Annotated in this window: 10 protein-coding genes; 6 read left to right on the top strand and 4 right to left on the bottom strand. The window is 43.2% G+C overall.

Annotated features, from left to right (window positions below; translation table 11 throughout):
- Positions 1-216: 216 nt before the first annotated feature.
- Positions 217-1,209 carry a fasciclin domain-containing protein gene (locus DB520_RS08550; protein WP_114749264.1) on the bottom strand — a complete coding sequence of 331 codons (993 nt, stop codon included), beginning with the start codon at positions 1,207-1,209 and terminating at the stop codon, positions 217-219.
- Between the two features lie 267 nt (positions 1,210-1,476).
- Here DB520_RS08550 and DB520_RS08545 point away from each other — a divergent pair, with 267 nt between their 5' ends.
- Positions 1,477-4,734, top strand: a complete 3,258-nt coding sequence (locus tag DB520_RS08545) for a DUF1553 domain-containing protein (protein ID WP_114749430.1) — start codon at positions 1,477-1,479, stop codon at positions 4,732-4,734.
- A gap of 4 nt (positions 4,735-4,738) precedes the next feature.
- Positions 4,739-6,199: a DUF1501 domain-containing protein gene (locus tag DB520_RS08540; protein WP_394340930.1), complete on the top strand. Its 1,461-nt coding sequence runs from the start codon at positions 4,739-4,741 to the stop codon at positions 6,197-6,199.
- Here DB520_RS08540 and DB520_RS08535 read toward each other — a convergent pair.
- Positions 6,191-6,646, bottom strand: coding sequence for a lysozyme (locus DB520_RS08535; protein WP_114749263.1), 456 nt, complete (start codon positions 6,644-6,646; stop codon positions 6,191-6,193). The two genes, DB520_RS08540 and DB520_RS08535, sit on opposite strands and share 9 nt — an antisense overlap.
- 247 nt (positions 6,647-6,893) lie before the next feature.
- Between DB520_RS08535 and DB520_RS08525 the strand changes: the two genes are divergently transcribed.
- Together DB520_RS08525 and DB520_RS08520 are read left to right on the top strand one after the other, a co-directional pair.
- A complete protein-coding gene (locus DB520_RS08525; protein ID WP_114749261.1) occupies positions 6,894-8,138 on the top strand; it encodes an MFS transporter in 1,245 nt (414 codons plus the stop codon).
- A 115-nt stretch (positions 8,139-8,253) separates the two neighbouring features.
- A complete protein-coding gene (locus DB520_RS08520; protein ID WP_114749260.1) occupies positions 8,254-8,451 on the top strand; it encodes a hypothetical protein in 198 nt (65 codons plus the stop codon).
- 315 nt (positions 8,452-8,766) lie between these two features.
- Here the strand turns inward: DB520_RS08520 and DB520_RS08510 are convergent, their stop codons facing one another.
- The gene (locus DB520_RS08510) at positions 8,767-8,988 is read right to left on the bottom strand and encodes a hypothetical protein (RefSeq protein WP_114749258.1); all 222 of its coding nucleotides are present in this window, start codon (positions 8,986-8,988) and stop codon (positions 8,767-8,769) included.
- Between the two features lie 82 nt (positions 8,989-9,070).
- Positions 9,071-9,955, bottom strand: coding sequence for a LamG-like jellyroll fold domain-containing protein (locus DB520_RS08505; RefSeq protein WP_114749257.1), 885 nt, complete (start codon positions 9,953-9,955; stop codon positions 9,071-9,073).
- An 86-nt stretch (positions 9,956-10,041) separates the two neighbouring features.
- Here DB520_RS08505 and DB520_RS08500 point away from each other — a divergent pair, with 86 nt between their 5' ends.
- Together DB520_RS08500 and DB520_RS08495 are read left to right on the top strand one after the other, a co-directional pair.
- Positions 10,042-12,078: an alpha/beta hydrolase family protein gene (locus DB520_RS08500; protein ID WP_114749256.1), complete on the top strand. Its 2,037-nt coding sequence runs from the start codon at positions 10,042-10,044 to the stop codon at positions 12,076-12,078.
- Between the two features lie 117 nt (positions 12,079-12,195).
- The gene (locus DB520_RS08495) at positions 12,196-13,347 is read left to right on the top strand and encodes a PAS domain-containing protein (RefSeq protein ID WP_114749255.1); all 1,152 of its coding nucleotides are present in this window, start codon (positions 12,196-12,198) and stop codon (positions 13,345-13,347) included.
- Positions 13,348-13,359 lie beyond the last annotated feature (12 nt).

The following is a 13,359-nucleotide window of genomic DNA, read 5'->3' as shown; positions in this document are numbered from 1 at the left end:
TTCAGCGGTCATATAGCCTGCCCCTGCCTGCCCCGAACTTGTTTCGGGGAACTTGTTTCGGGGGAATCTCGCAGTCTATAATCATCCCAGTGTGTGACGTGCTCGCCATGCCCTGACTGCCGTCAGGACAGGCTCGATTTCATAAGGGAAAAATAACTAAAACCAAGGCCAATTGAAACCTATTCTTCTTTTAATTAAACCATCACATTCTTGTAGCTATTCTCCAAATACATCATTCACCACCAGAAGGGTCCCGTTATTGGTGGTATCGTGAAGTATGGACCACACAGTTTGACCATTTTCATTACGGATATAGAATCGGTGGTTTTCCCATTTCACCAAGCAAGGTTCCCCATTGAGGAAGAAATATTCTTTTGGCCTCAAAATATCCTCATGGTTTAGGGATTCCACAATGATATATTGACTTAGGTATTCCCTTAGATGGTCTCTCCCCCCCAGTTTATCCTTGAACTCTCTGAAGCTTCTTACTTGTTGCGTTGCCAGGAATTCTTTGATAGCATTATCATGTGGGGTTATTAGGGAAAATTGAGGACCACTCATCAACTTTTCCAGCAGGGTTTCCTCATACACCAGGGCAGAAAGAAACCCATGGATTCCCAAATCTAGGAATGCTTCCACAAAATTTTTCTCTCTGTTTTTATAGGAAGGAAGGAAGACGCCATCAATAATATGCATAACCCCATTGCCATAAGGCAATAAAATATCTTTTTCCACAAAATCCGGCTGGCTATGAATAACTCTATTCCCGGCAAATTTTCCCTTCTTGATATGGAGGAAATTTTCCGTATAGGGATTAAAAATAACCCCTGTAGTATCCAATAAATAGCCATAAAACTCCCCGTGAAAAATATGGGATCCAATTAACATGGATAAATGGGCAATCCCACCTCTCTTTGCCACGAAATCATCCAAGTCAGGGGATCCATATAATTCCATAGCTTGCATAAAAGCCTCATCAGATGGGGCAAAAATGGTTATTCCCCCTTCAAAGTCCTCTTCATAGAAATTTCCGCCAGACATTCTGTAATACTGGGCAAAATAAGTAAGTCCCTGGGCATCAAAAAACTCGGCCATACCATCTACATCAAAAGGGCCAAAAGCCTCCCTATTTCGTCCAAAATCATCCAAACAAGAGGAAAACAGCATTAAAAAAACAAGGAAATAAAGATATGTATTTGACTTTTTCATAGTTACAAATCCTTTATTTGTAGATTAATAAAAAAGTACAATAATATTTGGTTGACACTAAGTTTTAAAAATCATAAATAAATATAACATTTTTATTTAAAAATCGAAATTTTAAGGAAGTAAAAGTTCATATTACCACAACAATTTTAACCTACTCCAGTCCAAATAACAAAAAAGGAGTATATGTAAAACCGCTTTTAAATTTGCTGCCATTTTGCTATATTTCACCCTTACAATATGGTGAAGAAAACGCCTAAAACAGGTTCCATGTATTGCCCAAAATACTTTTGTATACTCCTCCTACTGACCATAATGCTATCCTGTAAATGGGAGGCTCCAGAGGAGGTGGAAATTGCCATGGCCGCCTTACCTGAGCAGATTGATTTTAATTACCATGTAAAGCCCATACTATCCGATAAATGCTTTGCCTGCCATGGCCCCGACGCTAAAAACCAGGAGTCCGACTTGAGGTTAGACCTGGAATCCTATGCATTTAAGGCCTTAAACGAAAGCAAACACGCTTTTGCTATCGTAAAGGGAAAGCCTGGGAAAAGTGAACTTATACACCGGATTTTTTCTGAAGAGGAAAGCTTACAAATGCCTCCACCAAGTTCCAATCTTTTCCTGAGCACAGAAGAAAAGGCAACTCTTACCAAATGGATCAAACAGGGAGCCGAATATAAACCCCATTGGTCTTTTATTCCCCCAAGCTCTTCCCTTCCACCAGGGCATTCTACCCATGATGACAAGGAGCACCCTATTGATGTTTTTGTAAGAAAAAAACTTAAGGAAGAGAAGCTTTCCCCCTCTCCCAAGGCAGAAAAAGAAACATTGATACGAAGGCTGTTTTTTGACTTGACTGGCCTTCCCCCTACCCTGGAAAAAATAGACCATTTTCTCTCCGCAGAGCACGATGAAAGGGCCTACGAAAAACTGGTTGACAGCCTTTTGGCCTCACCTGCCTATGGGGAGCGTATGGCAGCAGATTGGATGGATGTGGCAAGGTATGCGGACTCAGACGGGTACCTGGATGATAAGCATAGGGATTTCAGTCCCTATCGGGATTGGGTAATCGAGGCCTTTAATGACAACATGCCCTATGAGCAATTTATCACATGGCAGCTTGCAGGTGACCTTATTCCCAATGCAAATAAGGAAAGTATTCTAGCCACCGCTTTTAACCGTCTTCATAAGAGAAACAGCGAGGCTGGAATCGTATTCGAGGAATACCGCCAAGAATACGTGGCAGACAGGACGATGACTGTCGGAAAGGCCATGATGGGGCTAAGCATGGAATGTGCAAGGTGCCATGATCATAAATATGATCCCATTACCCAAAAGAACTACTTCGAGATGGCCGCATTTTTCAACAGTACCAATGAATTAGGTACAGCCGTATACGGACCGGGCCAAGTCCCAGGCCCTTCTCTACTGCTTACTGACGAGAACCAAGAGAAGCTGCTGGCCTATTTGGATTCCTCCATAGTTCAGGCCAATGCAGATGTGAAAGGCAGGAAAGAAACTATCAAAAAAGAAAATGTAGATAAAATCGAGGCATTTATAAAAAATAAGCCCGGGGCCCTTTCCTCGCTTAAAGGAGGAATTGCTGAGTCGGAAGTCGTTAACTACTCTTTTGATGATTGTAAAGCAGATAAGGAAGGGACCAACTACCAAAACTTCAGCACTGGAAGGATAACAGCACCAGTCACGATTTCAGAGCCAGATATTAATAGTGGAAAATCCGGAAAGGCTATTTTCATCAATGACTTTACCACCCTTAAACTTCCCGAAAAGGTAGGATGGTATGATCAGACAGACCCTTTTTCCGTATCCATATCGCTTTATCCAGACACCGTTTATAAAGAAGCCGTGATTTTCACCCATTGTGAGGATATACGACTGGGACTTAAAGGATACTCCCTGCATCTAGAGGAAAACAAGCTCAATTTTATCATGGCCTTCAGCTGGCCCTCGAATGCAATTCAGGTAAAATCCAAAAAGCCACTTCCTATCAGGGAGTGGTCGGACATCGCCGTGACCTACGATGGAAGTGGCAATGCTGAGGGATTGGTGCTCTATCTAAACGGAAAAGAGATAGCTACTGAAACTGTAGCCGACAACTTATATAAGTCCATATTATTTGAGCCGGACATCCATACTTATGGGTTTAGAGGGTTTTCTTTAGGGGTTAGGGACAAAATGAAGACCTTCCTTAAGGGGGGATTGGACGAACTTGCCCTTTTTAGTAGGGAGCTGTCACCTTGGGAGGTGATGTACCTCCATAGTCCGAAAAAGGCTGAGCAGCTCCTGGAGGATCAAAAATCCTCCACAGTCTTGACTGAGCATTTTATTAACCGAAAAGACCCATTTTTAAAGGAAAAGAAAAAACACCTGTTGGCTTTAAGAAAGGAACAGACCAAGGTGCTTGACGAAATACAAGAAATCATGGTGATGGGGGACCTGCCTGAGCCAAGACCAACCTTTGTATTGGACAGAGGGCTGTACAGTTCACCCACTGAAGAGGTGTTCCCCAACGTCCCCGAAATGGTGCTACCCTATTCGGAGGAGTACCCCAAAAACCGATTGGGCTTGAGCAAATGGCTCTTTGATGAAAGAAACCCCTTGACCGCCAGGGTTTTTGTGAATAGGCTTTGGCAAATGCATTTTGGAAGAGGGTTAGTAGGTTCTTCAGATGATTTTGGCAACCAAGGTGATCTCCCCTCCCATCCGGAGCTGTTGGATTGGTTAGCAATCACCTTTAAAGAAACGGGCTGGGACGTCAAAGCCATGCATAAACTTATCCTGATGTCGGAAACCTACCAACAAAGCAGTAAAGCCAATTCCGCTCTTTTGGAAAAAGACCCTGAAAACCTCTTGCTTGCCAGGGGGCCCAGCTACAGAATGACCGCAGAAATGGTAAGGGACTATGCCTTGGCGATAAGTGGCCTATTATCCCGCAAAATTGGAGGACCCAGTGCCTACCCTTACCAACCAGAAGGTCTTTGGGACGAATTAAGCACTAAGTCCTGGCGTTATAGGTACAAAAAAGAAACCGGGGAAGGGTTGTACAGAAGGAGCTTATACACCATATGGAAACGAACTAGCGGACCGCCTTCCATGATGATCTTTGATGTGGGTGACCGTGCTGAATGCAATGTGAGAAGAAGGCAAACCTCTACCCCCCTGCAAGCATTGGTTTTGCTCAATGATCCACAATATGTAGAAGCTGCTAGGGTACTGGCTGAGGCTTTGATACACAAACAACCCGGAGAAAAGGACAAGCAACTTATTGATGCGTACAGGTCAGCTACTGGCAGGCATCCGGATAACGAAGAAATGGATATCCTTCTGCAGTTTTATGAAGAGGAATACGAGAATTTCGAAAACAACAAAGAAAACGCCATCGCCTATCTGCATACCGGTAGTCGGGCGCGTGACCCAGGATTGGAAGCAATTGAGGTGGCCGCTTTGGCTACCGTGATTAATGGAATAATGAACACAACCGATGGATACACCATAAGGTAATCGAATGATGGACGAAAAGGAATATAATCGATTTGCAGAGACGAGGAGGGGCTTTTTAAAGAAAGCATCCCTTGGTTTTGGCTCTATAGCCCTTGCCAGTCTTATGGGAGACTTTGATATCCTGGCAGGATCTTCCATCCCCAATGTGGGTGTGGGAGGGGTACTGAAAAACACCCATTTTCCCCCAAAAGCTAAAAGGGTAATTTACTTATTCCAAAGTGGGGGGCCATCCCAACTGGAAACCTTTGATTATAAACCCTCACTCGAGAAATGGCACGGTCAGGAAATCCCTCCATCCGTACAGGGTACACAAAGGAACTCGGGGATGGTTTCTGATCAATCTACCTTTCCTTTGGTCAAGTCCATTTACGATTTTAAGCAATATGGCCAGTCTGGGGCGTGGGTCAGTGAGCTATTTCCCTACACAGCACAAGTAGTGGACGAGTTATGTATTGTGAAATCCTTATATACAGAAGCCATCAACCATGAACCTGCCGTAATGTTTATGCAAACGGGCAGCCAACTAAGTGGAAGGCCTTCCATTGGTAGTTGGTTAAGCTATGGCCTGGGTTCAGACAATGAAAACATGCCAAATTTCGTGGTGTTGCTTTCCAAGAGCGCCGGGGCACAACCCTTAAATTCAGCCTCTTGGGGAAATGGCTTTTTACCCAGCCATCATCAGGGGATACAGTTCAGGTCAGGAAAAGACCCGGTTTTATACCTCAACAACCCTCACGGGATACAAGACCATGACCGCAGAAGGGCATTAGACCATATCAATGCCTTAAATGATCACCAACATGACCTTTGGCAAGACCCAGAGATCCAATCTCGAATAGCCCAGTATGAGATGGCCTACCGCATGCAAAACTCCGTACCCGAAGCGGTTGATCTTTCCAATGAGCCAGAACATATTTTTAAACTATACGGAGAAGATGCCAAGACTCCCGGCACCTATGCTGCAAACTGCCTTCAGGCCAGAAGACTGGCAGAAAGGGACGTCAAATTTATACAGCTATACCATATGGGCTGGGACCAACATGGAAACCTGCCCAAAGACATCAAAAGACAAGCCCTAAGTACAGACCAGGCCACGGCTGGGCTCATTCAGGACCTGAAGCAAAGAGGATTGCTGGAGGATACCTTGGTGGTTTGGGGTGGGGAATTTGGAAGAACCAGCTTTTCGCAAGGCAGGCTTACCAAAGACAACTATGGTAGGGATCACCACCCTGGCTGCTTCACTATGTGGATGGCTGGAGCAGGAGTAAAAAAAGGAATGATATATGGGGAAACAGATGAATTCAGCTACAATGTGGTTGAAAATAAAGTTCACGTGCATGATTTTCAAGCCACCCTACTTTATCTACTAGGTATAGATCATGAAAAACTCACTTTCAAACACCAGGGTAGACGGTATAGGCTGACCGATGTTCATGGCGAAGTAGTACCTGATATTTTAACCTAAAGATGGCGTAAAATACAAGTCAGCCTCGGCCTTTCTCCTGCGGGTAAGGCCAGCCAACTCCCTACCTCCCGCCTTGTTCCATCTCATAAATTCTCCACGGATACCCGGGTCTTCAGGGTTTGCGTTTACTTTTCGTAGCAAGGTGGATCTTTTTAGGTTTCCAATACCCACATTATAGGCAAAACAGACCAAGGCACTGAATTGGTTGTCATTCAAATTTGCGGTCACTAAATTATCGACTCCCCTGGCAAAGGTAGATGCTATGTTTTTGAACAATTCATCGGCTCTCTGTCTGCTGATGGACTCGCCCATTTTCACGGGAGTGCCATCTTCATAGCGGGTATTTCCCCAACCTATGGTAGGGACTTTGGCTGGGCACAAATAAGCCTCCAATTTAATCCCTTCAAATTCGTGCATCACTTGGATGCCTCGCTCATTTAAATTCATTTCTATATACGTTTTGGTTAGTACGCTGGGCTTTTGATAAATATATTTCGGATAAGGGATGAAAGGGCATTACACCTAACTGCTTAATAGTAAAGTAATTTCCAAGCTTTAAAATGCTATCTTCACATAATTTTAGCCAATATTCTGTAAAAAACACAATAGGTAAAATCATTTTTTTTTATATTGTCGGAATATTTCAATTCGTCAACCTAAAAAAATATTTTAACAACGTTTAAACCCAATTTCAATGAACGAAGAACTTAACAAGAGCGCATTATTTAACGGCAGTTGCTTTGCGCTGATCACCACCGCCTTTACTTTTGCCATTCGTGCAGGAATTTTGCCCCAACTTGGTCAGGAGTTTGGGCTTTCAGGGGCTCAACTTGGGTTCATTAATTCCATGTGGTTTCTCGGATTCCCGATTTCAATGATTATTGGTGGCCTGGTTTACCATACCTTCGGCCCAGCCAATATCATGAGAGTTGCTTTTGTGGCCCATACCTTGGGGATACTGCTCACCATTTATGCAGGTGGCTATACTACTCTACTGATCTCCACCCTCTTTATAGGTTTTGGTAACGGATGTACGGAAGCAGCTTGTAATCCCATGATAGCCGACATGTATTCCGGGGTTAAAATGAATAAAATGCTCAACAGGTTCCATATGTGGTTCCCTGGAGGGATTTTGTTAGGTGCATTAATTTCTAAGTTTATGACGGATGCAGGTGGGACACTGGCTTTGTGGCAATCCCAAATGTGGGTATTGATGATCCCTACCATTATTTACTTTATCCTGTTTTTTGGAAAAAAATTCCCCAAACCAAAAGTGGAAGGAGTTACCTCCCTTGCTGAAAACTTCAAGGCAATGATCAGCCCGGTTTTCCTTTTCTTATTCGTTTGTATGGCATTAACTGCAATATCTGAATTTGGACCACAACAGTGGGTGAACATCGTTTTGGCAAACAGCGGGGCGGATGCCATGTTGATCCTAGCTCTTACCACAGGTGTGATGGCAGTGGGTAGGTTCTTCGCAGGGCCCGTGGTGAAATCCCTGGGTCAAACTGGGGTCTTACTTGCCGGTTCCATTTTGGCAGCCATAGGAATTTACCTTTTCAGCACAGTTACCGGTCCCATTGCATATTTCGCCGCAATTATTTTTGCCATGGGCGTATGTTACTTCTGGCCGGTTATGGTAGGAGCCACTGCGCAACGGGTACCATTGAGTGGTGCTCTTGGAATGTCCGTAATTGGAGGTATAGGAATGTTTTCAACGGCGATTTTTCAACCGATAATCGGCTCATGGATAGACAACTCCATGGAAGCCAACAGGGCTGCCGGACTAACAGGGGACGAATTGGAATTGGCTGCTGGCCAAGACACCCTTTTAAGCATGGTTAGTTTTCCAGGCATCCTTATCGTGCTATTTACTATTTTCTTCTTCTGGCAGAAAAACGTAACCAGTACTGCCAAAATGCCAAAGGAACCAGTATAAGGCAATAAACCATTTTAATCAGAAACAAGGACTGCCTACCACAGGCAGTCTTTTTTTTTGAACAAAACGGCAAACTCCATGTTTCTTTTTTATAATTAACCAACTATAAATTATCATGTCCCAAGAAAAATCAAACATTCAATCTTGGCCAGATTTAGCGATCGGGCTTTATGAAAAACTTACAGGTAAAGGTGCTGTAATCTCTTACGACTTCGAGAATTTTTCCATTGGAGTGCCAAGGGAGGTGGGTTCAAATGAATTTACTACTTGGAAGCTAGATGGAAAGTTAAACATCACCACTTCAGAAAAATAATATTCCTAACTACTGCCTGTCCCATGAAAAGCATCTGTATACAATCCGATTTAACTCTCAATTCGAAAAATACAGAAATGTCAATAATTTCCAATTCAGAGGAGATTGCTGTGGCGATTTATGGGACAGGTATTCCCGAGTTAGGGATTCCTTTACGCAAGATGGCAAAATGGGTAAAAATGAACCCATATAAAACCAATCAATTAATAACTATTTCGTTTAATAGAAAAGAGGTTTACAAAAGCAATAAATCCATTTTTAAAAGGTATAACCTCCCTTTTTGGGTTAGATTTTTGGTGAGAAATTGGTAGTTTTTTAGATATGGTCCCAAATAAGGTAAACTATTACCGCGGCTACCACATAACCACCTAAAAAAGAAAGGAAATAAGGCCAAGTTAAATCGTATTTCCCCTTAATAGTCTTTTCGGTGGAGTCAGAAAATTCGTTGATCCTTCTTATAGATTTCTCCGGAAAAAGTGAGAGGAAAACCAAACCATAAGAGGCCGTGAAAATCAAGAGTGTGAGGAGAATTTCCATGATTCAAATCGGTTTCGGCAAAGGTACACAGGAGTGATTATTTCACAAAAGAATAACACTAACTTTATGAAAAGATTCTTACCTATTTTGGCATGCTGATCTCGTAAATCTCCTGGATTTCAATTTCGGACAATTTTCGGTTGAAAACCGCCAATCCTCCAATTTTTCCCTTGAAAAAATTACCCATGCCCCGACTTAATACCACGGCACCCACTGTGAAGTCAGAACCATTCTCCCCAATGCCCTCAGGAAAGTGATAAGGGTTTTTTTGTTGCGTTAATCCATCAGGGTAGCCTTCAAACCCCGAAGTGTTTTTGATCAATTCAGGATCCCTCTCCTCAAAGGTACCATCCAGGTAGGACTTGATATATTTACCATCATAGGTAAAGGCTATAAAATGCCACTTTCCCTCTTCCAATTGCTGGCCTGAGGCAGAATAATCTATACTATATGGAAAAGGAGGAGTCGGCTTTCCGGTCCAAGAAATGTGGCCACAAACGCTTTTTTCCCCATTATAATGAGGCAAGTGGACAAACAGTCCATATTGACGCTTTCCCCCATCCTCATATTCATTCCACATTCCCCCCACAAAACCTGTCTCACCTTCCCAATTTACCCATGCCATTACAGTCAAGGATTGATCTTTGCCATGAATATTCAAAGCACCTGTCTGTTCAAAGGGTAAGGAAAAATAGGCAGAATCCCGCAGATGGGCAGAATATCCGGAAACAGGCCCTTCATCCACTCTATTTACCAGCCCTTTCATTTCTTTTAATGGAAAAGTACCTTTTCCCTTAGATTCCCGCTGCTGCCCAGGTTCTTCGGAAAAATCCCAAATAGCTACCAAACCCTCTTTTTGTAGTAGAGTTTCCAGAATTTGGTTCTTTCCGGTACCTTGGCAGGAGATAATTCCCAAAATGCATAGCAAAGAAAAAGGAATGCAGTTTTTAAGCAGATAGAAGCGCATAGTTAAAAAGGTGGGTTAACATGTAAAAGTAAGCTAAATGGCTGATTATTCATATATTTGACATTTATAATCCTAATCAAAAATTCATGCACCTGATCAAAGGAATCCTCAACTGTCTGTTTTTATTTTTAATATATCCCGCTTCCTTACTGCTAGCTCAGTCACCTACTCCATTGGAGGATTTGGATGTTTTCCAGCTCCAGTATGCAGGTGCTCCGGAAATTAGCCCCGAGGGGGACCAAATTGTTTATGTTCGCCACCAATTTGATATCATGAAAGACAAGGCCTTTTCCAATCTTTGGATGATAGAAGCCAATGGAGAAGGGCACCAGCCTCTTACTTCCGGGAAAAACAATATCGGAAATGCAAAGTGGTCTCCATCCGGGGAAAGACTTGCATATGTTTCCAATGAAGAGGGCAGCTCCCAAATCATGGTGATTTGGCTCAATTCCGGACATAAGGCGTCCATCACCAACCTAGTCGGGAGTCCAGGCAATTTGGAATGGTCCCCAGATGGTAAATGGATTGCGTTTACTACAAACGTACCAGCTTCCTCTCCCAGTATTGGTGAGTTCCCCAAGGCCCCAAAGGGAGCAGAATGGGCCGAACCTGCTAAAATCATCGATTACATCAAGTACCGTTCGGACGGTAACTTTGGATTTGTGGAGCCTGGATATAGCCACATTTTTATTGTAAACGCTGAGGGTGGGGCCCCACGCCAGCTAACGTCAGGAAATTTTAACCATAATTCATTTTCCTGGTTGCCAAATAGTGAGGGTTTGGTTATTAGTGCCAACCGCAGTGAAAAAGCTGACCTAGCGCCTAAAAACTCACATCTTTATCGACTTTCCATAAAAGACAATTCCTTACAGCAACTTACAGCGGGAAGAGGTCCCTACGAAAACCCCAAGGTTTCTGCAGATGGGAAAAAAATTGCCTATACCTGGTATGAAGATGAGTTTGTAGGATATCAACTCTCTGATATTTATACGATGAACATAGACGGAAGCCAGCAGCAGAAGCTCCAGCATGGTTTGGGACTGGATTTGGATGCTTATTCTTGGGCAGGAGACGGAAAAAGCCTGAATATCACATACACCAAGGAAGGCCAGGGACATTTGGCCAATTTAGACCTAAAGGGTAATGTGAAAGTAAAGACGGACAATATCGGTGGAGCAAGTTTAGGTAGGCCTTATAGTTCCGGATCGGCATCATTTTCCAAAAATGGGGATTATGCCTTCACGCATTCTCTTGCAGAAAGGCCTTCGGAAATTGCCGTTGGTACTGGGGGAAAAGAAAGAGTGATCACCCAAATCAATGATACCTTCCTAAAAGGCAAAAAGCTGGGCAAGGTGGAAGAAATTTGGTATCCCTCATCCTTTGACGGCAAAAATATTCAGGGCTGGATCATTTATCCTCCCGATTTCGATTCCTCAAAAAAATACCCACTAATCCTTGAGATCCATGGTGGCCCCTACTTGAGTTATGGTCCACATTTTACACCTGAACTTCAACTGATGGCTGCAAAGGGGTATGTCGTACTCTATACCAACCCAAGGGGCAGTACCAGTTATGGGGAGGAGTTTGCCGCATATATTAACAATAACTATCCCAGCGAGGACTTCGATGACCTTATCAGCGGAGTTGACCATGTGGTTAAAAAAGGCTTTGTGGATGAAGACAACCTTTTTATCACCGGAGGAAGTGGAGGGGGTGTGTTAAGCAGTTGGGCCATTGGCAAGACGGACAGGTTTAGGGCTGCTGTGGTATCCAAACCGGTGATTAATTGGTACAGCTTTGTGCTTACGGCGGATGGAGTGGCTACCTTTTATAAATATTGGTTTGACGCAAAGCCCTGGGAAGATCCGGAGCAATACCTCAAACGGTCCCCTATTTCCCTAGTAGGAAATGTCAAGACCCCTACCATGGTGGTAGTGGGAGAAAACGACTACCGAACGCCAATATCCCAATCAGAAGAATATTACAATGCATTACAGATACAGGGTGTAGAAAGCATGTTAGTCCGCCTACCTGGTGCATCTCACAACCTCACTGCCAGGCCCTCTAACCTGATTAGGCATGTGGGCTATATTCTAGGATGGTTTGAAAAGCATAAAAAATAATGACACCGGGATAGTATCCATTGGTGTAAAAAACATAGCTCAATATGGCAAGGAAAGATCTTTTTTCATAAATTAAAAGGTTGATTAACCTTTCATCCATTTACCATACCCCTAGTCATGGTGAGCAATTTTGACACCACTCCCATTTTCCACCTTTTGCCGCTTCCTACCCTAGTAGTGGCTTTGGACGGGGAAGACTTAAGAATCAAGGACATTAACCCTGCATATGCAAACTTGCTCCATACCCAAAGTAAGGAGTTAAGGGGCAAATTGCTTGAAGAGGTGTTCTCAAACAGCTTCTTGCCTTCCGCTTCCAATATCTTATCCTCGCTGAAAAAGGTTTTCGCTTCTGGAGAGAAGCATAAATTTGTAGAAGCTCCAAATCAAGATAGTGAGGAAAATAGGAATTGGGTTTGGCAAGTGGAACATATCCCCCAAGGGAACCGGGAAAACCTCAAAGAGGTAGTTCAGGTTTTACAAAAGCAAAGTAGAACCGAGAATTGGCCTATTATTGCTGATATACCTCAAACTTCCGGAAACCCTTTTTCCTTATGGGAAGAAGGGTTAAAACTGAGTAAAACCGGGACTTGGGAACTTGACTTGACCTCTCAAAGGCTTTTCTGGTCTCCCACAGTAAAGGAGATTCACGGCGTCTCTATCACCTATCAGCCGGAATTAAGCTCTGCCATTCATTTCTACAAAGAAGGAGTTAGTAGAAAAGTAATTGGCAAAGCCCTGGAGTTGGCTAAGGAAAATGGGCAGCCATTCGATGTTGAGCTTCAAATCATAACAGCAAAGGGTAAGGAAAAATGGATCAGAGCCACAGGAAAAGTAGCCTTTGAAAATGGATTGGTGAGTAGAGTTTACGGGGCCGTACAGGACATAGACGAAACAAAAAGGAGCTTTATGGGAATGCTCTCTGAAAAAATCCACTATGAGACTTTACTACAATCCATCAAAGCTATAGTCTATGTAGCAAATGCAGATAAGCTATACCTAACCTTCGTAAGCTCACAGGTAGAATCTCTATTGGGATACCAATCATGGAATTTGACCTTATATCAGAACTTTTGGACAAAGTTTGCTGAAAAATCCAAAATCAAGGAAATTGAATCAAACTACAAATCTTTGGGATCGCAGTCTCCCTCCTTCGAGATGAAATATGTCATAAGGCATAATAATGGAGAACTTGTCCCTATTCACGATAGGGTGACAGTGATCAAGAAAAAAAACATCACCCTTTTTAGGGGGGTTATCACGCTGGATTAATAATCGGCTCCT

This window comes from Pleomorphovibrio marinus, from assembly GCF_003347495.1.
GTDB lineage: Bacteria > Bacteroidota > Bacteroidia > Cytophagales > Cyclobacteriaceae > Pleomorphovibrio > Pleomorphovibrio marinus.
The sequence above is the reverse complement of the archived record's forward strand: the minus strand, read 5'-3'. Positions and strand labels throughout refer to the sequence as shown.

Bases quoted from the DNA above. Each gene is read 5' to 3' on its own strand.
- DB520_RS08495 (WP_114749255.1), top strand. From the start codon at position 12,196: ATGGTGAGCAATTTTGACACCACTCCCATTTTCCACCTTTTGCCGCTT.
- DB520_RS08500 (WP_114749256.1), top strand. From the start codon at position 10,042: ATGCACCTGATCAAAGGAATCCTCAACTGTCTGTTTTTATTTTTAATA.
- DB520_RS08535 (WP_114749263.1), bottom strand. From the start codon at position 6,646: ATGAATTTAAATGAGCGAGGCATCCAAGTGATGCACGAATTTGAAGGG.
- DB520_RS08510 (WP_114749258.1), bottom strand. From the start codon at position 8,988: ATGGAAATTCTCCTCACACTCTTGATTTTCACGGCCTCTTATGGTTTG.
- DB520_RS08540 (WP_394340930.1), top strand. From the start codon at position 4,739: ATGATGGACGAAAAGGAATATAATCGATTTGCAGAGACGAGGAGGGGC.
- DB520_RS08550 (WP_114749264.1), bottom strand. From the start codon at position 1,209: ATGAAAAAGTCAAATACATATCTTTATTTCCTTGTTTTTTTAATGCTG.
- DB520_RS08545 (WP_114749430.1), top strand. From the start codon at position 1,477: ATGTATTGCCCAAAATACTTTTGTATACTCCTCCTACTGACCATAATG.
- DB520_RS08520 (WP_114749260.1), top strand. From the start codon at position 8,254: ATGTCCCAAGAAAAATCAAACATTCAATCTTGGCCAGATTTAGCGATC.
- DB520_RS08505 (WP_114749257.1), bottom strand. From the start codon at position 9,955: ATGCGCTTCTATCTGCTTAAAAACTGCATTCCTTTTTCTTTGCTATGC.
- DB520_RS08525 (WP_114749261.1), top strand. From the start codon at position 6,894: ATGAACGAAGAACTTAACAAGAGCGCATTATTTAACGGCAGTTGCTTT.